The organism is Chryseobacterium sp. Tr-659, assembly GCF_011752975.1.
In the GTDB taxonomy this organism is placed as follows: domain Bacteria; phylum Bacteroidota; class Bacteroidia; order Flavobacteriales; family Weeksellaceae; genus Chryseobacterium.
In genome coordinates this window covers 704,144-724,963 of the sequence record NZ_VWWP01000002.1, presented here as the reverse complement: position 1 = coordinate 724,963, position 20,820 = coordinate 704,144, and the positions used below count along the sequence as shown (strand labels likewise).

The window sequence follows — 20,820 nt, the reverse complement described above, 5'->3', positions numbered from 1 at the left end:
AATTTTATTTACGGCTGAATAACTGTGCCTACTAAGTTAGGATATTTTCCGCTAGGACTCTTCTTAATTGTAATTTTTACATATCCTTCTTGCGCAAGCTTATTCCATGTTTTCTGATAGCCGGTTGTAATGTCGATCGGAATTTTCCACATAGCCTGTTTTCCCTTTCCTGCCTGACCAAACCACGGAATAATATCTGCGGTCTGGGTTTTAAACTGCATGGAATTATTCAGAACATCAATTTCATAGTAAAAATCATATTTGTCTTCAGACTGATTTAAGGCCCTTTGTGTAAAAGTATACGTATATCCGTTAATAATCGGACTGGTAAAGCTTCCGCCTAAAGTAGGAACTCCGTTTCCGTTATAGCTGCCTACAGCTCCGCTGTATCGGTCAAATTTCTGCCCTGCCTGCAATGGAACTTCATCAACAATATTGTAACCTCCATTGGCTGGCGGCCATCCGCCATTTAAATTATTAGCCTTAAAAAGAGATTCCAATTCGTTCCATTTACCCCTTTTATACAGGTCATAGGCTTGATTTCTGAGGGTTGCATTTACAGTTCCGTTAGGGTCGTAAGTTGTTGCCAGCTCATCAGCATTCTTGTAGAACACTGTTGTTACGTCCGGATTTATATCAGCTTCTTCATCTCTTCTGTCTGAACTACAGGCAACCGAGAAGGAAGTAATAGTCAGGAAAAATAAATACTTAAATAAATGTTTCATAGTATAAAGTTTTTAAATAGTTTAAAAATTTAACGAGGTATTTAAAGGAGATGACCTCTTTGAAACATGGTCTTTACAAAAGTTTATCTAATATCTATGACGAAAAAGGAAAATAGTAATAGAATGTACATTAAAATTGCATCAAAAGGTATAATCAAAGAAGCTATTAAATCAAAAATAATTTATTAGTTCCTTTAAATACAAGTCGGGTGACGATACAATGATAATTAGGTGATAAATTTAAATTAAAAAAGTAAATTATTCAATAATTATTTTTACATAAAGCATTATTTATAAATTTTATATATTAATAAATGTGTTTTTGCGGATTAAATATATTTTAATATTTGATAAAACTCTCTGAGTATGAATAAAAAAGGCTGTCCGAAACCGAACAGCCTTTCACATCGTTTAATTTTAAAAAAGATTAGTTTTTAACAAATCTCTTTGTTGTTTCTCCTACTTGGAGCATATAAGCACCTTTGATCAGGTTGCTTACATTAACAGTTCCTCTTTGAAGTTTTCCTGAATCTATTAGTTTTCCACCCATATCGAAGATTTTATAATCTTCAGACGTCGTATTTGAAATATGTAATAAATCTTTTGCAGGGTTTGGATAAAGTTTAATATCAGTAATCAGATCTTTTGTGTTGGATAGATCTCCTTTTCCGGAAGAAATGATATTAAGTGTATAATCTTCTACCTGGCCGTACGTATAAGCTTCACATGATGATGTAGGAATAGAGCTGTATTTCATCATTACTCTCATTCTTGTAGATCCGATAGTGGCAGTTGCAGGAATTGTAATAGATCCTGTAACCGGACTTGTGGTAGATCCTGCTTTTGACCATACTAATTCTCCACTGTCTGTGAAGTTTCCATTTCCGTTGTAATCAATGTAAACAGCATACGCTTCGCTATATTTTGTAGAAGTCCATACAGGAGTTATAGAAATAGTGTAAGTATTTCCTCTGGTAACATTAGTAGAAACAGAAGTGAAGTTTTCATATCCTGCAGTTCCTGTTGAAGTATTGTTGATACTTCCAAATGTCACATTTCCGATTCTTTCGTCTGCTGTATTGGATGCTGAAGAAGAGCAATAAGTAACAGTTCCTCCGGCAAGAGTAGTCACATTTACCGTATTGCTGGAAACTGAAGCATTTCCTGCTGCATCTTTAGCTTTAACAGAGAAAGAATAAGTGGTAGATGGGCTTAATCCTGTTACAGTATAAGTTGTAGATGCTGTAGAGCCTATCAATGAAGCTCCCTGATATACATCATATCCGGTAACACCTACATTATCAGTAGCACCTGACCATGAAAGATTAGTTGTTGTAGCAGTTGTTCCTGAAGCAGCAAGGGTAGGAGCTGTAGGAGCAACAGTATCTGGAGTTCCTGAGCCTGCATTTACTGTGATATTGGCATTATTTACATCAAAGAAAATATGATTGGAGCCTTTTACCATGATTCTCCCCGTTGAAGTGGTAGAATTAGGAATGATAACAGCCTGTGAACCATCATTTGGAGTTCCTGCCAATAGAGTAGACCATGTATTTCCGCTGTCTGTAGACCAAAGAATATCTACATTAGCTGTGTTTACACCATTTGCAGTAGTTCCGGCTATATCCCAGGTAACAGTTTGTGAGCTTCCTCCTGCGTAGGTTGTTGCTGAATTTTGAGAAGTAACAGTAAATGGTCCTGCTGTAGAATTCACGGTAATTACAGCATCATCAGAATTGTTTCCTGAACCTCCTGCTTTGTTGTCGCGAACGGTAAATCTAAAATTTAATGTTCTGGCTACCGAAGATAACGCCTCAACAGTGATTTCTGTTCCAGCTGTAGTAGTTGCACCTGTTAATACGGAAGCCATTCTTGGGAAATACCTTACCGGGGAAGTGGTAGGAACCCATGATCTGAAATTAGGTCCTGAAGCTTTCGTTGCACTGGCTGCGGAACTTGCTCCTGTCTGGGAAGAAGAAGCGTTGTCCATCTGCTCCCAGATATATGTTAAAGAATCTCCGTCTGCATCTGTTCCTGTACCTGTAAGAACGAACGGAGTGCCTTTTGGAATAGTGTAATCTAAACCTGCATTCGCTGTTGGAATTGAATTTCCTGTATTGGTGTTTACAGAGCAGGTTTTAGCTTTAATATTGTTAGTGATCTGCTGAATACTGATAGCATGGAAAAATGCATCAGAATGTGGTTGTACATCCTGGCTGGTAATCCCTGCATATCCCATAATTGTTGATCCTGAACCTGGTTCCATATTAGCTCCTGTACCTTCATTACTCATCGAGAATGTGTGGTTTCCGCCGAATTGATGACCCATTTCGTGAGCTACATAATCGATGTCGAAATTGTCTCCCGAAGGAATGGCATCTGCCGGAGAGGTATATCCGCTTCCTTTTGATCCATTGGTACAGATACATCCGATGCATCCTGCATTTCCACCACCACCTGAAGCTCCGAATAAATGTCCGATATCATAATTGGCTTCACCAATTACAGAAGTTAGCGTGCTTTGTAATTGAGAATTCCAGCTGCTCATTCCTGAAGCAGCAGAATATGGGTCAGTAGAAGCATTCGTGTAGATAACAGCGTCGTTATTAGCGATCAGAACCATTCTTGCAGCGAAGTCCTTTTCAAAAACACCGTTTACACGGGTCATTGTATTATTCATTGCGGCTAATGCCTGGGCTTTTGTTCCTCCGAAATACACGGCGTATTCCCCTGTACAAGATAAAGCCAGTCTGAATGTTCTCAGTTTGGCGTCATCAGCATTGGGTCTTGCCAGTGCCGAATTATCAACACCTTTTTTTGCAGCATCTACTACCGTACATTCAAATTTATTCAGAGCGTCCTTTTTATCAGATTTTCTGTATACTACATAGGTCGAAAGATCTTTGGAGTAAGGTTCGATAAATACGGCTGATTTATCACCGTAAATTTCCATTGAAGATAATCCAAGTGAAGAAACACTGAAGTAAACTGTAGAATTAGGATCATCCAGGCCTTGGCCTACGTAGGATTTAATGTCCGGATATTTTGCTGCCAGTTCAGGGACAAAGTTGGAATTCTCCCTCACTTTAAAATTTTCCATTCTGCCGTCAGAGTTAGGAAAAGAGATGATGAGTTCAGATTTTTCGCCTGCTGCCAGTCTTTTAGGAGCTTTTGCCAATACATTTTTCAATCCTTCTATATTTAGGCTGTACACCTTGGGATTGTTGATGCCTGACTTGTTTTCAAAGATCTCTGAAGGGTTTTTTTTTGAACCTTCAGACCAAAGACGATCAGTCTGCGCGAAAGAAACACCCGAAATAAGGAGCATTCCGATCAGGGTTAATTGTTTTTTCATATTAAATATTAATTTTGATTGTGGAATATCAAAGCTAATAAAAAATATGTTACGAAAAATAAAATTTTTTAAGATGATTTTAGAATGTTTGTTCAAAATATTATGTAATGCATTGAACATAATTGAAAAGAGCGGTCAGTAAAAGAAAAATGACATACAGATGTGTGTATGTCATTCTTTATGTAGTGAATTTTATAATCTTTCAATTACACTTTATCATCAGTGGAAGGTCCGTAGAGCCCCGGAATTTTATTCCCTGTTGATCTTAAATAGACCACCAGCTCACCTCTGTGATACTATAATACTATAAATGATTATTGAGGTAACTTCTTGCCTGTTTAATCATTTGTATAGGTTTTTTCGGGTTATTTTGTAATATCTCTTCCGATTACCAGTCTCTGGATCTCAGAAGTTCCCTCACCAATTGTACAAAGCTTGGAATCTCTGTAGAATTTTTCAGCCGGGAAGTCTTTTGTATATCCATAACCACCGAAAATCTGAACCGCATTGTTAGAAATTCTCACACAAGCTTCAGAAGCATATAGCTTGGCCATAGCTCCTTCTTTTGTCATTTTCTGTTTTGCATTTTTCAGAGTGGCAGCTCTTTGAATAAGAAGTTCGGCCGCATCAATTTCCGTGGCCATGTCTGCCAGCATAAAGTTGATTGCCTGGAATTCAGAGATTGATTTTCCGAACTGATGTCTTTCTTTTGCATATTTTAAGGCCGCTTTATAAGCTCCTCTTGCAGTTCCTAAACTTAAAGCTGCGATGGAAATTCTACCGCCATCCAAAACTTTCATAGCCTGTTTGAAACCTTCTCCAACTTCTCCTAAACGGTGAGAATCCGGTACTCGAACATTGTCAAAAATTAATTCTGCAGTTTCGGAAGCACGCATTCCTAACTTATTTTCTTTTTTTCCGGATGTGAAGCCCGGCATTCCTTTTTCTAAAACGAAAGCTGTAGAATTGTTTTTAGCTCCTTTTTCACCCGTTCTGGTCATTACAACAGCAATATCTCCTGAAATAGCGTGGGTAATGAAATTTTTAGCACCGTTGATAATCCATTCATCACCATCTTTTACAGCTGTAGTAGACATTCCTCCTGAATCCGAACCTGTATTGTGTTCCGTAAGTCCCCAAGCTCCAATTACTTTTCCTGAAGCCAGTTGTGGAAGCCATTTATGTCTTTGCTCTTCGTTACCGAATTCATAAATGTGATTGGTACAAAGTGAGTTATGTGCTGCTACAGAAAGACCGATTGATGGGTCAACCTGAGAGATTTCATCCAGAATCGTAACATATTCATGATAACCTAAACCGGAACCTCCATATTGTTCAGGAACTACAATTCCCATAAAACCCATCTCACCCAGCTGGTGGAATAAGTCCTTCGGGAAAGTTTGGCTTTCATCCCATTCCATAATATTCGGTCTGATATTCTTCTCTGCAAATTCTCTAGCCGTTTCCGCTATCATTTTGATGTTGTCAATAGTCTCTGTATTCATATAATAATAGTTAGTTCCCAAAGATAACCAAATTGGCGGAATGCTAAAAAAAATTATTGCATTCATAATATTTCAAGAATTAAAATGTATAATTTCAAATTTTAATATTTTGAGATTTAATGTTTTATTAATAAAATTTTCAGGTTTTTACATTTTTTATTTTACTATTTTAGTCGCCCAATTTTTATGGCATGAAAAAAATTCTACTTCCTATTATTTTGATTTCCTCTTATATTGCTGCGCAGGCTCCTGCCGGATATTATGATGGAACAGCTGGATTGACGGGCTATGCCCTGAAGTCGAAACTGCACGATATTATTTCGGAAAAAATGATTAACTGGCATTATGATGATCTTAAAGTATTGTATGGCCAAACTGATCTTGACAAATATTATGATCATGATGCTACAAATACTCAATATCTGCTGGATATATATTCGGAAATCCCATCAGGGCCGGATGCTTATGAGTATACAGCAGATCAGCTTATAGCAGGGGCTGGTGCTGAAGGTTTGGGATACAATCGAGAGCATATGATGCCACAAAGTACATTTAGTACAAGTTCTTCCATCAGTGATTATCCAATGTATTCAGATCTTAATTTTATTATTCCTGTTGATGCCTTTATTAATCAGAGGAGAAGTAATTATCCTTATGGAATAGGAAATAATACAAATCATTATATCTTTACCAATACGTCGAGAATATCCAATGCGGCAATTCCTAACTACCCTTATACAGGAAGAGTTTACGAGCCCATTAATGAATTTAAAGGAGACATCGCAAGAACATTATTATATTTTGCGGTGAGATATGAAGGAAAGCTAGGTTCATTCAATACTGCTTACAGTGCGTCAGCTAACATAACGCCTGCAACAGATCAATGCCCGTTGGATGGAACAGAAGAAAGAGCGATTGACCTTCCGTATGTTGCCATGCTGAAGCAGTGGAGCGCCGCAGATCCTGTTTCTCAAAGGGAAATTGATAGAAATAATACGATATATAATCTTCAGAAAAACAGAAATCCATTTATTGATCATCCTGAATGGGTTGATATGATCTGGTCTGAAACTCCGGACAATATTGCCCCTGCAGCTCCGGGATCACTAGTTTCAACACAACAAAATGCCTATTTTGTTAATCTGAACTGGACCGCTTCCCCGGATACGGATGTGCTGGGATATAGAATCTATATGAACGGATCAACAACACCTGTTGCTTTTACCAAAGGAACATCTATAAGTATAGACCACCTGAATCCGTCAACAACGTATACTTTTACAGTGAAAGCTTTTGATAAAGCATACCTTGAATCTCCTTTCAGTAATATGGTTACAACTGCAACTATTGCTTCAGATTCTTATGCACCTGATCTTATGATCACAAAGTATATATCAGGAACGAATAACAATACCATTAAGAATAATGCATTGGAAATTGTTAACAAAACAGGACATGAAGTTAATCTAAATAATTACAGGATTAATATTCAGTTTAAAAATAATACCTCGGGAGCTATTTATAGCGGAGATACTTATGAGCTGGAAGGTAAGGTAGGAAATAATGAAACCTTTGTTATTTTGAATCCAAAATCTACATTGTCATGTTATACTCCTGCTCAGGCAAAATTTGTAACGGCTTCCGATCCTATGTTGTTCTCTGGAGGAAATTATGTAGAGCTTGCTTATAATAAAACGGTTACTGTAGATGCAATTGGAGTAAAATATACGATCAATAATAACGGAAATGTATCTTTATACAGAAAAGGTACAATCAATAAGCCTGCTGATACATTTGATATCAATGAATGGGATTCTTATCCATCCAATTACTGCCAGAATCTGGGAACATTGTCTACTTCAGAGGTGATTGCTTCTAATAAAGAATTTAAGATTTATCCGAATCCGGCTTACGAGAATCTTTATGTAAGCGGAGAAACGGAAAAGGTACAGACAGCTCAAATCATAGACCTTTCAGGAAAAGTGATTTATACTGAGAAAGATCCGTTCCGAAATAAAAAGAATATTTCTGTACAGGGACTTACAACAGGTATTTATATCCTTAAGCTAGACGAAAAAGTACAGCAGTTTATTAAAAAGTAAATTATAGCTAATAATCTTGACAGGTTTTGAAAACCTGTCAAGATTAAAAAATAGCCCTGGTAGAAGCGGTTACCCCACAGCATGTTCAGGATGACAGCCTGGGAGCGAGGAGTATGAGCGGATAACAGGAATAGCTTCTTATCAAAAAGAATAAAAAAGTAGAGTTAATATTCAAGCACTGTAAAAAATAATCACATTATTTTATCTTTTTGCAATTTTACGATTTTGCCTAAAGCATTAAAACCCTTATATTTACTGTATCATCGATATAAGCAGATTCACTAATAATCAATATCTATAAGTGTTTTCGCTTATATTTTTTATTTATAAGTATTTATGCTTATATTTGCAGTATGATAGCGGTCATTACCGGTGATATTATAAATTCACAGCATGCGGACACTGAAGTTTGGATCACCAAGCTTAAAAATCTTCTCGAAACATGGGGAAGCGCTCCTCACACATGGGAAATCTACAGAGGAGATGAATTTCAGTTCAAATGTAGTATTGATTCTGTTTTCTGGCACTTTCTAGCCATTAAATCTCTTATTAAAAGCCAGGAAAATCTGGACGTAAGAATGGCCATAGGTATAGGTGAAGAAAGTTTTTCTTCCGAAAAGATTACCGAATCCAACGGCACCGCATACGTACATTCCGGCAGATTACTGAACGACCTTAAAAATGACGGACATACGGTTGCTATAAAAACATCCAGTGACCCCGTTGACAGAGATCTTAACATTCTGCTGAAATGGTCTTCCAAAGATTTTGACAACTGGACTATGGCGACTGCCGAAATCATTCATGAGATGATCATGAACCAGGATATCACCCAGGAAGATCTTGCCAAGAGATTTGCTATATCACAGTCTTCTGTAAGCCAGAGACTGAAACGAGCCAACTATGAGCTCATCGTGGAAACCAATCAGTATTTCAGAAAGAAAATCTCAGAACTATAGGCATGATTTTCATCAAACTCATATTGGCACATCTACTCGGAGATTTTATACTTCAGCCAAATTCATGGGTTGCTGATAAGGAGAACTATAAACTGAAAAGTAAATTTTTATACCTTCATATTCTGATTCACATCGCTTTAAGTCTTATTTTTCTTTGGGATTTACAGTTATGGTGGGTTGCTGTTCTGGTGGGAATCACTCATTTTATCATTGATGCAGCAAAACTTACTTTTCAAACGGTAAAAACGAAGAAAAGATGGTTTTTTATTGACCAGCTGCTTCATGTTTTGGTTATTGCAGGAATTTCTTTTTATTTCCAGGAATTCAGTTTTGAATTTTTACAGGATCAGTACTTTTTAAAAATAATGATGGCTGCATTGTTTCTTACAGCACCTGCTTCCATTTTTATCAAAATCTTATTGTCATCATGGACTCCTGCTCCGGATGGCCCCAACTCAATTCAAACCGAATCTTTAACAAGTGCCGGAAAATATATCGGAATTTTAGAACGTCTGCTGGTTTTCACTTTTATCATGGTGAATCACTGGGAAGGCGTAGGTTTCATGGTTGCTGCCAAATCTGTTTTCAGATTCAGTGACCTTGCACAGGCAAAACAGAGAAAACTCACAGAATATGTATTAATTGGTACACTGCTGAGTTTTGGGCTGGCTGTCTTAACAGGAATAATAATAAAATAAATCAATAAATCTAACTACAATTTAGAAAGTAAAAATTATGAGTCAAAAGAAAGAAATGTTGTACGAGGGGAAAGCAAAACAGGTATTTGCTACCGATAATCCTGATGAAGTAGTAGTACGTTTCAAAGACGATGCTACAGCATTTAACGCTCAAAAAAGAGGTCAGGTAGACCTTAAAGGGGAAATGAACAACGCTATTACAACCCTTATTTTTGAATACTTAAATGAAAAAGGGATTAAAACTCATTTCATCCAAAAATTAGACGAAAGAGAGCAGCTGGTAAGAAAAGTATCCATCATTCCTTTGGAAATGGTAGTAAGAAACTACTCTGCAGGAAGTATGGCACAAAGATTAGGAGTGGAAGAAGGAATTAAATCTCCGGTAACCATCTTTGATATCTGCTACAAAAAAGATGAATTGGGAGATCCGCTTATCAATGATCACCATGCAGTTTTCTTAGGAGCAGCTACTTATGAGGAACTTGACGAAATGTATGAACTATCTTCGGATATCAATGAAATCCTTATAGAGCTGTTTGACAAGATCAACATCATCCTGGTAGATTTCAAAATTGAATTAGGAAAAACTTCAGATGGCGAGATCATCTTAGCAGACGAAATTTCTCCTGATACATGCAGACTTTGGGATAAAGATACAATGAAGAAGCTTGATAAAGACAGATTCAGAAGAGACCTGGGAGAAGTAACGGAAGCATATGTAGAGATCTACAATCGTCTTAAAAGTTTTCTTGGAAAATAAGATTTCAGATGCTAGATATCAGATGTCAGATATTAGCACCAAAAAATACTTTGTTAGTTTAAAACAAAATTAAAATTTGAAGTTAGTTTTTAGTCTGAAATCTGAAATCTGACTTCTAAGATCTACAATTAGAAAAAATGAAAAGTTTAGACATTCATAAAAGTGAATATTTAAAACAGTTTGAAAACCAGATTTATGGGAGAAATCTTTTCAGAACTCAGGAAGAGGAAAGATTAGATGCTCCCAATGAGGAATGTGGGATCTTCGGGTTGTATTCGGATAATGATCTGGATACATTCTCTCTTTCACAATTCGGGCTTTTTGCTTTACAGCACAGAGGCCAGGAGGCTTGTGGTATTTCCGTGTTGAAAGACGGAAGAATTACCAATATGAAAGATGAAGGTTTGGTTTTGGACGTTTATAAAGATATTCAGAAACCTGAAACTTTTATGGGAAATTCTGCAATAGGGCATACTCGTTATACCACTGCAGGAGATAAAAAGAAATATAACTTCCAGCCATTTTTCGCTAAAAACGAATATGACCAGATTATACTTTCCATTGCTCACAACGGTAACCTTACCAATGCAAAGGAATTAAAGGCAGAATTAGAAGCTGAAGGTGTTGTTTTCAGAGCAACTTCCGATTCTGAAGTCATCTTAAGACTGATCCAAAAAAATCTTGATCTTGGACTTCGTGGAGCGATTAAAGCAACAATGGAAAAGATTGAAGGAGCGTATTCCGTAGTAGGAATGACTAGAAATAAATTCTTTGCATTCAGAGATTTCAACGGAATTCGTCCATTGGTGTTAGGAGCTATTGATGAAAAATCTTACGTAGTAGCTTCAGAATCTGTAGCATTAGATGCGGTAGGGGCTCAGTATGTACGTGATATTCTTCCTGGGGAAATCATTTATACCAATGAAAACGAACCTGGTAAACTTCATTCTTATATGATGGATGAAGCGAAGGGAAAACAAAGGATTTGTTCTTTTGAATACATCTATTTTGCCAGACCTGACTCTACGCTAGAAAACATCAACGTTTATGAAATCAGAGAGAAATCCGGAGAGAAAATCTGGGAACAGGCTCCTGTAGAAGCTGATTTGGTTATCGGAGTTCCGGATTCCGGAGTTCCTGCTGCTATTGGTTTTTCAAAAGCTTCAGGAATACCTTTCCGCCCTGTATTGATCAAAAACAGATATATTGGAAGAAGTTTCATTGTTCCGACTCAGGAAATGAGAGAAAGGGTAGTGAACCTTAAACTGAACCCGATCATTTCCGAAATGAAGGATAAGAAGGTTGTAATTATTGATGACTCTATCGTTCGTGGAACCACATCTAAAAGGCTTGTTAAGATCTTAAAAGATGCAGGAGTAAAAGAGATCCACTTCAGAAGTGTTTCCCCGCCAATTATTGCTCCATGTTATTTAGGAATTGATACTCCGTCAAAAGATGATCTTATTTCGGCAAACATGTCAACAGAAGAGCTTAAAAATTATCTGGGAGTAGATTCTTTAGAGTTTTTAAGCATCGATAATCTGAAAGATATTTTAGGATCTTCCAATCATTGCTTTGGATGCTTTACCGAGGAATATCCGGTAGGAAAAGGAGAGGAGGTGGATTTATTCAATTAATCTCTTTATTGGAATAATAAACATACAGAACCGGGTGCATAGCTCGGTTCTTTTTTATATAAATGTAGCAAAAGCTTAATATTCCTTTAGTATACGGTATAAATGCAAATTTTAATTTTATAGGATTAAAATTTGAAGAATGGAAAATGTGCTTTTTACCGGCCTGTTTCTGGCATTTACCCAACTTTATACGGCTCAGTCTTTTGATAAGCAGGCGCATCGGGGTGGAAAATCTTTGTATCCCGAGAATACTATCCCGGCGATGAAGAATGCGTTAGAAATGAACATTACAACACTGGAGATGGATTTGGCTGTCACGAAAGACAAAAAGGTTATTCTTTCCCATGATGCCTTTCTTTCCCCGGAATTGGTCACAAAACCAGACGGAACTTATATTCCGAGAGATTCCGGATTTTATTATAAAATTTATGATATGCCTTACACAAAGATTCAAACATTTGATGTAGGCTTAAAAAAGCTCACCAATTATCCTGATCAGAAGAAGATGAGAGCTCAGAAACCTCTTTTCTCAGACGTAATAGATGCATGCGAGGCGTATTCCCGGGAATTGAAAAGACCTTTACCGTTTTATAATATAGAGACCAAAACACGTCCTTTTTCTGATCATATATTTCATCCGGAACCCAAAGAGTTTGTAGACCTGATGATGAAAATCATTATGGAAAAAGGAATTCAGGACCGCGTAATTATTCAGTCGTTTGATCCGAGAACTCTGGAAATCATTCATAAAAAATATCCTAAAATAATGACCGCTTTTCTGGTGGAAAAAGTTGACGACAAGAAGCTTGCACAACAACGGACATATTTTAAAGATATTTCTTTGGAAAAATTCAAAATGTATCCTAACCATTTGAATGGAGTAGCAGGAGATATGAAATTTCTTAGTTTTACACCCACCATTTACAGCCCGGATCATACCCTTGTAACGTCGCAGCTCATAAAAGAATGCCATGCATTAGGCATGAAAGTAATCCCGTGGACAGTGAACACCAAAGAAAGACTAAGCGAATTAAAAGAAATGGGAATTGATGGAGTAATCAGTGATGATCCTAGAATATTTGAATAATTGCTATCCTATTATATCCATACAATATAAATAGCCGGAAGAATTTCTTCCGGCTATTTTATGCGTGCAGAAAACTGCACTTGGGGTTAAAAATTGGTTCTGGTTAATTAAAATTTATAGTTCAGACCTAACTGAAATACTCTGTTGTTATTTTCAGCTGCCGGTCTGCTTTTATCAATCTTTGTAAGACTGTTTACATATCTTGCACTGATTCCGATATTGTTGGTAATATCATATCCCAACCCAAGGCCTAAACCGAAGTTGAACTTATTGATCTGATCTTTGTTAATATCTTCCGAGTGAGACTGTGTAGTGGTTGTAGTTACACCAGCTGTAGTACTTGCTACAGTAGCTTCTCCTTTATTTTTACCGTTGATGAAATAACTGAATTCAGGTCCTGCTTCAATATAAAACTTATCTATAGGTCTCATTTGAACCATTAAAGGAACTGAAATATAATTCATCGTTACTTTATCCTGTAATTTGGTCTTTACGTTTGTAGTTCCGTTGTCTGTTTCTAGTGAAGAGATGACATCTCTTGCCCCCATTTGGTTGTACAATACTTCCGGTTGAAAACTGAATTGCTTAGAAATTGGAATGTTAACGAATACCCCTGCGTGGAAACCAAGTTTTTGGCTGTTCATACCAAATTCCTGCTTACTGAAATATGCCGAGTTTCCCCCTGCTTTAATCCCGAATCTAACGGGTTGAACATCTTTTTTAAGAGGTGACACGCTTACTGGTTTTGTTTCTTCAGTTTTTGTTTCCTGTGCGAAAGCTAATGTACCGGCAGTTAATGCCAACCCTAAAAATAACTTCTTCATAATTTTATTTTTTAATTTTACTATTTGTGTATTGAATGATTTCTCAATCAGACTTGAATTATTTTGCAAATTGCTTGCCAAAGTTGAAAAAGCTTTATTTTAAAGGGTTTTTAAAAGGTTTTAGATGTTCATTCCCTACATGGTTTTTCTCTTTTTCTATCAGAAAATACAGTATTAGTATCTTTTTTTTGAAAACAATTGAATGCCCAAAAAACTTTAGTACTGATAATGGAAATAGTGAAAACTTTAAAATCCAATAGCTCTTTTTCTAATAAAAAATGCCGGATACTGAAATATCCGGCCCCAAATTGAAAATAAAATATAGTTATTTAAACTTATAGGCGACTCCGATCTGGAATGCATTATTTCTGATTTTATCGTCTGAGTTGTATTTGTATACCTCAGTAATACCAGCGGTAAATCTAGCTGTGGCGGCCAATTTTTCCGTAAAGTAATACCCCGCACCAATTCCGATTCCGAAATTGAATCGGTTCAATAAACTCATAGGAATGCTTTTTGAAACATGTTCATTATGCTCAACAATGAGTGTACTTCCTGTCATTTCAATGGTAGTAAGATCTCCTTTTGTCTTTCCTCCCAGTAAAAGGCCAAATTCAGGTCCGGCTTCTACGTACAGCTGAGGAAGAATATTATACTGAACCATTAAAGGAAGGGTGATATAGTTTAAAGTTGTTGTATAACTATAATGCTGTGTCATTCTGTAATTGTCGGAAGTGGTTCTGTAATTGTAATCCGATTTTGATCCCAGCTGACTGAAAAGAAGCTCAGGTTGTACACTAAACTTTTCCGTAACAGGAATATGTACAAATACACCGGCATGAAAGCCCGGCTTTATTTTCTCGTTATTATCATAATTATAGCCATCTCCTCTCGTAAGGGTAGAACCATTAAAGCCGGCCTTAACACCGAAACTGATAGGGGAAAGAGATGAGGTAGATTGAGCTTTTTCCTGAGCATTTACGAAAAGGCTCCCTGCGAATGCTATAACTGCAATGAATTTCTTCATGGTTTAAAGTTTTTATTTAAGTTTTTAATGCGACAAAACCCCTGCCATAAAGGATAAAGGTGATAAAAATCATACAATAAGCGAAAAAGTCAGGCTTAAACAAATAAACCTGACTTTTTCTATTGAAATCAAAATGTATTTTATGTACATGCAACATTATTTATGTTGCTTTTATGCAGCTGATATCCACGCTCACTTTTCAGTATTATCTAAACATATTGCTAAATAATAATTTCTAATTTCGAAAATGATAAATGGTTATTAAACTGAATCGAAACGAATTTCAGAAAGATACAGAAACTGTAATCTGAACGTTGGCGGAATAAGATACAATCACTACACACTACGCAAATTTCTTGCCAAAAAAGAATAGAACATAAGAAAAAGCCGGATTAAATAAATAATCCGGCCTTTTATGCTGTGTAAAATAAATTCAGTATTAGAATTTATAAGCTAAACCTACCTGGAATACTCCATTTTTAGACTTGTCTTCAGAAAGATCAGGTCTGTTTTTTAGAATATCCGTTAAGCCTGCAACGTATCTTGCCGTAACTCCGATATTTTGTGTGAAATAATATCCTGCACCAATACCAAGACCGAAATCAAAACTTTTGAATAGGTCTTTACCATCTGCAGAATTTGATTTATACTTTAACTTTGAATTGATTAAAAAGCTGAATTGAGGTCCCGCTTCTAAATATAGATTAGGTAAAGCATTGTATTGAAGCATTAATGGAACAGAGATATAGTCTAAGTTTACTTTTGCATTACTGTCTGCTTTAGATTTTGCACCCATTCCGCTGTATAAAACCTCCGGTTGGAAAGAGAAATCCTGTGCTACAGGGATGTTTGCAAATACTCCTCCGTAAAATCCTGCTTTAGATTTTGAATCATTACCAGAAAAGCTCGAAACGTTAAGACCAGCTTTTAAACCGAATCTGACAGGAGATGATGCTGAAGTTGAAGTATTAGTAGTGGTCTTTTGAGCGAAAGCAAATGTACCCGCTGCAAGGGCAAGACCTAAAAAAATCTTTTTCATAAGTTTTTATTTTTAATAGTTTTTAAGTTTTATTTAACATTTTGTTTATAAGCAAACAGTGTACCAAAAATAAAATATTGATAATCTGTGTTTTGTGATAAATTTAAATGTTAATAAAAGTATTTTAAATTAATAGTTTATTTAATTGTTGTTATTTTTATTAAAATATTAAATCTAATATTTAAAATTTATATGCTAATCCTATCTGGAAAGCACCATTTTTTACAGCTTCAAGACCTACAAGTCTGTCTTTTGCAATATCAGATAAACCAGCAACATATCTTGCCGTAACTCCGATATTTTGAGTGAAATAATATCCTGCGCCAATACCAAGTCCGAAATCAAAGCTTTTAGTTACATCTTTAGCATCTAAAGACTCAGAACTGTCTTTAAATTTTGAGCTAATCAAAAAGCTGAATTGCGGTCCCGCTTCTACATAAAGCTGAGGAAGAATATTATATTGAATCATTACCGGAACTGCAATATAATCCAAATTAAGTTTTAAATTATTTCCATAATCAGCTTTTGCACCTATTCCGCTGTATAAAACCTCCGGTTGTACAGAGAAATCTTTCGCTACAGGAATGTTGGCAAATACACCTCCATAAAAACCTGCTTTGGAGTTCCAGGAGCTTTTAGAAAGACTGGAAACATTAAGACCGGCCTTTACACCGAATCTTATCGGAGATGAAGAAGTTGTAGAAGATGTGTTTGTGGATGTACTCTGAGCGAAAGTAAATGTACCTACGATAAGCGCAAGGCCAAAAAAGATCTTTTTCATAGAATTAGTTTTATATTTTGTTTAACTTCCTGCTTAACATCAAACAATGTACCAAGAAAGGGTTTGTTATAAAGGCTTTGGAACCTTAACAGTAAAAGGTAAGTAAATGTTTAATGGACAGAATTAATAATGGTGCAGGATTTTATGTTGAATAGTACTGGAATTCTGGGTGTTATCACAAAAAAGCCGGATTAAATAAATAATCCGGCTGAAATCTGTTGTTTAAAAATAAATTCAGTTCTTAAAATTTATAAACCAAACCTACCTGAATAACATTATTTTTAGATTTGCCATCGTAAACGCCTGGCGTATTTTTTACAACATCTGTTAAGCCTGCAACATATCTCGCTGTAATTCCGATGTTTTCTGTTAAATAATATCCTGCACCAATACCAACACCAAAATCAAAAGTTTTGAATTGATCCTTAGTATTTGTAGAATATGATTTATACCTTAACTTTGAATTAACTAAAAAACTGAATTGAGGACCTGCTTCTAAGTATAGATTAGGCAGAGCATTGTACTGAAGCATTAACGGAACAGAAATGTAATCCACATTTACTTTTAAACCACTGTTTGCTTTAGCTTTTGTTCCCACTTGGTTGTATAATACTTCCGGCTGAAAAGAGAAATCCTTTGCTACAGGGATATTAGCAAATACACCTGCATTAAATCCTGTTTTAAATCTTGAATCGCTATCAGAAAACCTTGAAATGTTAAGACCAGCTTTTAAACCGAATCTTACTGAAGATGATGAATTACCAGCGTTGGTCTGTTGAGCCAAAGCGAAAGTGCCTGCCACAAGGGCAAGACTAAAAAAAATCTTTTTCATAAATTGTGTTTTTAAAAAAATTAAACTTTGTTTAACGTTTTATTAAGAAACAAATGATATACCAAGAGTAATATTGGCGATTATGACTTTTATCATGATTGGGATAATTATGAAAGACTGAATAGTATCACAAAAAAAGACCAGGTTAAAAAATTAACCTGATCTTTCTATTGAATATAAAAATTTGTTAGTGAATGTGCGTGTGCTTATTCTTATTTGAATTTATAAGCTAAACCTACCTGGAATACATTGTTTCTTACTGCATCCGATCCGCTAGGTCTGTTTTTAGCAATATCTGTTAAACCTGCAACATATCTTGCTGTAAGCCCAAGGTTTGGAGTGAAATAATATCCTGCACCAAGCCCGATACCAAAGTTGAATGTATTAAAATTATCTTTGAAGTTATCAGATGTAGTAGAATCTCCGTTAGATTCGTTTTTTAATTTGTTTTTAGCACTTACCATGAAACCAAACTCTGGCCCTGCTTCTACATAAAGATTAGGGATTAAGTTATATTGGAACATTACCGGAACTGCAATATAATCTAATTTAGTAGATGCTGAATATTTTGTTCCTAAAGCTGTAAAATCAGATTTGTTACCATACTGTGAATATAACACCTCTGGCTGAATGCTGAATGAGCTAGCTACCGGAATGTTTGCAAATACACCTGCATTAAATCCTATTTTAGATTTTTGGTCATCTAAACCGCTATCTTTTGAAAGTGAAGAAACGTTCATTCCTCCTTTTACCCCAAATGTTACCGGATTAGAAGAAGGCGTCTGTTGAGCGAACGCTAATGTTCCTGCAGTTACTGCTAATCCTAAAATTAACTTTTTCATAACTTTAATTTTTTAATTTTACTCTTTCTTAATTTTAAATTTTACTACTGTGCAACATTTTCAGTTGAACGCAGAGTATCTTTCAAATTGCTTGCCAAAAATATTTTTCAGGATGAAAATCAATAAAAAATCCGCCTATTTATTAAGCGGATTTAATTTTATGTGTTTAATTATTAATTACTTACGTGGTTAAATAAACATTTGTTTAGAAATGATCTAAATTGACAATTTTGTCAAAAATAGAGCCTGGAAAAGCTGTAATTTCTTCAAAATAGATTAAGCATCATTTAATTTTCTGTAAAAAGATAATGATTCAAGGATGTTTTTCTGGCTGGATTGATAATCATAGGTACATGAACCGATACCGGAAAGCAATGAAAAGTTGATCTTGCTGTCGGTATTCTTTTTATCATTCATCAATAAAGCGGTAATATCTTCATCTTTAAAATCACTGATATCCAGATAAGGATAATACCTCTGGATATTTTCAATGATCGCTTTTGAATCTTCCTCGGAGATCAAATTTTCAAGATAAGAAAGATGTGCTTCGGCAATCATTCCCATAGCAACAGCTTCACCATGAAGAATAGGATTACCTTGCTGCAGGCATAAACTTTCAACAGCATGACCAATGGTATGGCCGAAATTCAATGTCTTTCTGATATTCTGCTCATGAAAATCCTGATCTACAACATTCTGTTTGATATTCATAGAAGTCTGAATGTGCGGTGTTACTGTTTCTACTTCAAGTTTCTGGATTTGAATCAGCTGATCCCAATGAGCTTTTTCTGCAATAAGACCGTGTTTCAACATTTCTGCAAACCCGCTTCTTAATTCTTTAAAAGGTAACGTGTTTAAAAATTGAGGATAAATAAAGATCTGCTCAGGGAAAGCAAAAGTTCCTACCATATTTTTATAATGCATCAAGTCTATTCCTGTTTTTCCTCCTATAGAAGCATCGCACATGGATAAAAGGGTAGTAGGAATATTGATGAACTGTATTCCTCTTTTATAAGTAGATGCAACAAAACCTCCCATATCTGTAATTACACCTCCGCCAAGATTAATGACCAGTGCTTTTCTATCTGCCTGCATTTCGGTAAGAATTTCCCAAAGCTGGTTGGCGGTCTGGATATTTTTCATTTCTTCACCGGATTCTATCTCCAGAATTTCAAAGCCAAGATCGGTTTCCATATTTCCTAACAGAACAGGAAGACAGTATTCATGTGTATTTTCATCTACAAGAATAAAAATTTTACTGAAAGTTTTTTCGTGAAGGAACTCGTTGAGCTGAGAAAAATTATCGTTTAATATTGTTATCATCTTCAAATGTATGTAAAGTTAAAATGTAAACTATATTGCAAAGTTATGATTCTTAATTTTTAACTCGTAACTAAATTACTATCTTTGCAGAAATTTTTAGAATGAGCAGAGATAATAATAATTCAGACAGACCAAAGAGACCAAGAATTTCAACCAAGAAAAGTTCTGATGATTCTCGTGCTTCCAGATCTGGAAATTCTTCAGGATCAAAACCTTTTAAGAAACCTTTTTCTAAAGACGGTGCAAGAAAAGGCCCGGAACATAAAGGATCCAACTCAAAATTTGAAAAGAAACCTTTCAAGAAAAATACAGACAGCTTTGAGAACTCCAATGAAGATTTTGGTTCTAAATCTGAAAGAACGCCATACATCACGAATAAAAGTGAGAGCTATGAGAAAAAATCTTTCGGAAGACCAAAAAGAGGAGGGAAGAACTTTGATACAAGAGATAAGTACGAAAGAGGCAGCCTGAAATACGGAAGAAGACCATCTAACGGAGAGGAAAGAGATGACAGAGCAAAATCTTTTGTACAGAAGAGAAGACTGAACAAAATTGAAAAGGATGTGAATAAAGACAGCATCCGTCTCAATAAGTATATTGCCAATTCCGGAATCTGCAGCAGAAGAGAAGCTGATGAGCTGATTACACAAGGATTGGTGGAAGTAAACGGAAAAGTGGTAACTGAAATGGGATATCAGGTACAGAAAACAGACAGAGTTGTTTTCGACGGACAAAGTATTACTCCAGAAAAACCTGTTTATGTACTTTTAAATAAGCCAAAAGGTTATATTTCTACTACGAAAGACGACAAAGCAAGAAAAACAGTAATGGATCTTGTGGCAAATGCTTCTCCTTACAGACTTTTCCCAGTGGGAAGACTGGATCGTTCAACAACTGGTGTTATCTTATTAACCAACGACGGACACATGACTAAAAAGTTGACACACCCGTCTTTCGATGCTAAAAAGATCTATCATGTAACATTGGACAAAAAACTTACCGGTGAAGATTTACGTCTTATTGCAGAAGGTATCCGTTTGGATGAAGGGGTAGCGGTAGTTGACCAGATTTCGTATATTGAAGGAAAGCCGAAAAATGAAATCGGAATTGAAATTCATATCGGATGGAACCGTGTAATCAGAAGAATTTTCCAAAGATTAGGTTACGAAGTAGAATCTTTAGACAGAGTAATGTTTGCCGGATTGACGAAGAAGAATATCAAGAGAGGACACTGGAGAATCCTTACAGAACTGGAAGTGAATAACCTTAAAATGCTTTAAAATAATTTTAAGTGTTAAAAATATAAAGCGCAGAAAGTAATTTC

General features: G+C 35.8%; 17 protein-coding genes. 7 read left to right on the top strand and 10 right to left on the bottom strand.

Features of this window, described 5'->3' with window-relative positions; genetic code table 11:
* Positions 1–8: 8 nt before the first annotated feature.
* From F3J23_RS07470 to F3J23_RS07455, 3 genes are all read right to left on the bottom strand, one after another.
* Positions 9–725, bottom strand: a complete 717-nt coding sequence (locus F3J23_RS07470; protein WP_167026443.1) for a glycohydrolase toxin TNT-related protein — start codon at positions 723–725, stop codon at positions 9–11.
* Positions 726–1,152: 427 nt separating this feature from the next.
* Positions 1,153–4,080, bottom strand: coding sequence for a reprolysin-like metallopeptidase (locus tag F3J23_RS07465; RefSeq protein WP_167026440.1), 2,928 nt, complete (start codon positions 4,078–4,080; stop codon positions 1,153–1,155).
* A 365-nt stretch (positions 4,081–4,445) separates the two neighbouring features.
* Positions 4,446–5,585: an acyl-CoA dehydrogenase family protein gene (locus F3J23_RS07455; protein WP_167026436.1), complete on the bottom strand. Its 1,140-nt coding sequence runs from the start codon at positions 5,583–5,585 to the stop codon at positions 4,446–4,448.
* 191 nt (positions 5,586–5,776) lie between these two features.
* Here F3J23_RS07455 and F3J23_RS07450 point away from each other — a divergent pair, with 191 nt between their 5' ends.
* From F3J23_RS07450 to F3J23_RS07425, 6 genes are all read left to right on the top strand, one after another.
* Positions 5,777–7,687 carry an endonuclease gene (locus F3J23_RS07450; protein ID WP_167026433.1) on the top strand — a complete coding sequence of 637 codons (1,911 nt, stop codon included), beginning with the start codon at positions 5,777–5,779 and terminating at the stop codon, positions 7,685–7,687.
* Positions 7,688–8,040: 353 nt separating this feature from the next.
* Entirely contained in the window at positions 8,041–8,646 is a 606-nt protein-coding gene (locus F3J23_RS07445; protein ID WP_167026429.1) for a SatD family protein, read from the top strand.
* 2 nt (positions 8,647–8,648) lie between these two features.
* Positions 8,649–9,344: a DUF3307 domain-containing protein gene (locus F3J23_RS07440; protein ID WP_167026426.1), complete on the top strand. Its 696-nt coding sequence runs from the start codon at positions 8,649–8,651 to the stop codon at positions 9,342–9,344.
* A 37-nt stretch (positions 9,345–9,381) separates the two neighbouring features.
* A complete protein-coding gene (gene purC, locus F3J23_RS07435; protein WP_167026423.1) occupies positions 9,382–10,104 on the top strand; it encodes a phosphoribosylaminoimidazolesuccinocarboxamide synthase in 723 nt (240 codons plus the stop codon).
* 137 nt (positions 10,105–10,241) lie between these two features.
* On the top strand, positions 10,242–11,741 hold the full coding sequence (purF, locus tag F3J23_RS07430; protein ID WP_167026420.1) for an amidophosphoribosyltransferase: 1,500 nt from the start codon (positions 10,242–10,244) through the stop codon (positions 11,739–11,741).
* A gap of 139 nt (positions 11,742–11,880) precedes the next feature.
* The gene (locus F3J23_RS07425) at positions 11,881–12,828 is read left to right on the top strand and encodes a glycerophosphodiester phosphodiesterase family protein (RefSeq protein ID WP_167026417.1); all 948 of its coding nucleotides are present in this window, start codon (positions 11,881–11,883) and stop codon (positions 12,826–12,828) included.
* Between the two features lie 107 nt (positions 12,829–12,935).
* On the opposite strand, the gene F3J23_RS07420 is transcribed toward F3J23_RS07425, so the two are convergent.
* The 7 genes from F3J23_RS07420 to aroB form a co-directional block, all read right to left on the bottom strand.
* The gene (locus F3J23_RS07420) at positions 12,936–13,652 is read right to left on the bottom strand and encodes a porin family protein (RefSeq protein ID WP_167026414.1); all 717 of its coding nucleotides are present in this window, start codon (positions 13,650–13,652) and stop codon (positions 12,936–12,938) included.
* 325 nt (positions 13,653–13,977) lie between these two features.
* Entirely contained in the window at positions 13,978–14,679 is a 702-nt protein-coding gene (locus F3J23_RS07415) for a porin family protein (RefSeq protein ID WP_167026412.1), read from the bottom strand.
* Between the two features lie 439 nt (positions 14,680–15,118).
* Entirely contained in the window at positions 15,119–15,718 is a 600-nt protein-coding gene (locus F3J23_RS07410) for a porin family protein (protein ID WP_167026409.1), read from the bottom strand.
* A 181-nt stretch (positions 15,719–15,899) separates the two neighbouring features.
* Positions 15,900–16,499, bottom strand: coding sequence for a porin family protein (locus tag F3J23_RS07405; RefSeq protein WP_167026406.1), 600 nt, complete (start codon positions 16,497–16,499; stop codon positions 15,900–15,902).
* A 241-nt stretch (positions 16,500–16,740) separates the two neighbouring features.
* Positions 16,741–17,331: a porin family protein gene (locus tag F3J23_RS07400; RefSeq protein WP_167026402.1), complete on the bottom strand. Its 591-nt coding sequence runs from the start codon at positions 17,329–17,331 to the stop codon at positions 16,741–16,743.
* A 212-nt stretch (positions 17,332–17,543) separates the two neighbouring features.
* Complete coding sequence (locus F3J23_RS07395) at positions 17,544–18,173, bottom strand: porin family protein (RefSeq protein ID WP_167026399.1); 630 nt, start codon at positions 18,171–18,173, stop codon at positions 17,544–17,546.
* Between the two features lie 276 nt (positions 18,174–18,449).
* The gene (gene aroB, locus F3J23_RS07390; RefSeq protein WP_167026396.1) at positions 18,450–19,496 is read right to left on the bottom strand and encodes a 3-dehydroquinate synthase; all 1,047 of its coding nucleotides are present in this window, start codon (positions 19,494–19,496) and stop codon (positions 18,450–18,452) included.
* A gap of 101 nt (positions 19,497–19,597) precedes the next feature.
* Here aroB and F3J23_RS07385 point away from each other — a divergent pair, with 101 nt between their 5' ends.
* Positions 19,598–20,776 carry a pseudouridine synthase gene (locus tag F3J23_RS07385; protein ID WP_167026393.1) on the top strand — a complete coding sequence of 393 codons (1,179 nt, stop codon included), beginning with the start codon at positions 19,598–19,600 and terminating at the stop codon, positions 20,774–20,776.
* Positions 20,777–20,820 lie beyond the last annotated feature (44 nt).

What these genes read in the sequence shown, in the direction of transcription:
- F3J23_RS07395 (WP_167026399.1), bottom strand. Translation starts at nt 18,173, where the DNA reads ATGAAAAAGTTAATTTTAGGATTAGCAGTAACTGCAGGAACATTAGCG.
- F3J23_RS07385 (WP_167026393.1), top strand. Translation starts at nt 19,598, where the DNA reads ATGAGCAGAGATAATAATAATTCAGACAGACCAAAGAGACCAAGAATT.
- F3J23_RS07410 (WP_167026409.1), bottom strand. Translation starts at nt 15,718, where the DNA reads ATGAAAAAGATTTTTTTAGGTCTTGCCCTTGCAGCGGGTACATTTGCT.
- F3J23_RS07440 (WP_167026426.1), top strand. Translation starts at nt 8,649, where the DNA reads ATGATTTTCATCAAACTCATATTGGCACATCTACTCGGAGATTTTATA.
- F3J23_RS07415 (WP_167026412.1), bottom strand. Translation starts at nt 14,679, where the DNA reads ATGAAGAAATTCATTGCAGTTATAGCATTCGCAGGGAGCCTTTTCGTA.
- purF (WP_167026420.1), top strand. Translation starts at nt 10,242, where the DNA reads ATGAAAAGTTTAGACATTCATAAAAGTGAATATTTAAAACAGTTTGAA.
- F3J23_RS07445 (WP_167026429.1), top strand. Translation starts at nt 8,041, where the DNA reads ATGATAGCGGTCATTACCGGTGATATTATAAATTCACAGCATGCGGAC.
- F3J23_RS07405 (WP_167026406.1), bottom strand. Translation starts at nt 16,499, where the DNA reads ATGAAAAAGATCTTTTTTGGCCTTGCGCTTATCGTAGGTACATTTACT.
- aroB (WP_167026396.1), bottom strand. Translation starts at nt 19,496, where the DNA reads ATGATAACAATATTAAACGATAATTTTTCTCAGCTCAACGAGTTCCTT.
- F3J23_RS07400 (WP_167026402.1), bottom strand. Translation starts at nt 17,331, where the DNA reads ATGAAAAAGATTTTTTTTAGTCTTGCCCTTGTGGCAGGCACTTTCGCT.
- F3J23_RS07450 (WP_167026433.1), top strand. Translation starts at nt 5,777, where the DNA reads ATGAAAAAAATTCTACTTCCTATTATTTTGATTTCCTCTTATATTGCT.
- F3J23_RS07465 (WP_167026440.1), bottom strand. Translation starts at nt 4,080, where the DNA reads ATGAAAAAACAATTAACCCTGATCGGAATGCTCCTTATTTCGGGTGTT.
- F3J23_RS07420 (WP_167026414.1), bottom strand. Translation starts at nt 13,652, where the DNA reads ATGAAGAAGTTATTTTTAGGGTTGGCATTAACTGCCGGTACATTAGCT.
- F3J23_RS07470 (WP_167026443.1), bottom strand. Translation starts at nt 725, where the DNA reads ATGAAACATTTATTTAAGTATTTATTTTTCCTGACTATTACTTCCTTC.
- F3J23_RS07455 (WP_167026436.1), bottom strand. Translation starts at nt 5,585, where the DNA reads ATGAATACAGAGACTATTGACAACATCAAAATGATAGCGGAAACGGCT.
- F3J23_RS07425 (WP_167026417.1), top strand. Translation starts at nt 11,881, where the DNA reads ATGGAAAATGTGCTTTTTACCGGCCTGTTTCTGGCATTTACCCAACTT.
- purC (WP_167026423.1), top strand. Translation starts at nt 9,382, where the DNA reads ATGAGTCAAAAGAAAGAAATGTTGTACGAGGGGAAAGCAAAACAGGTA.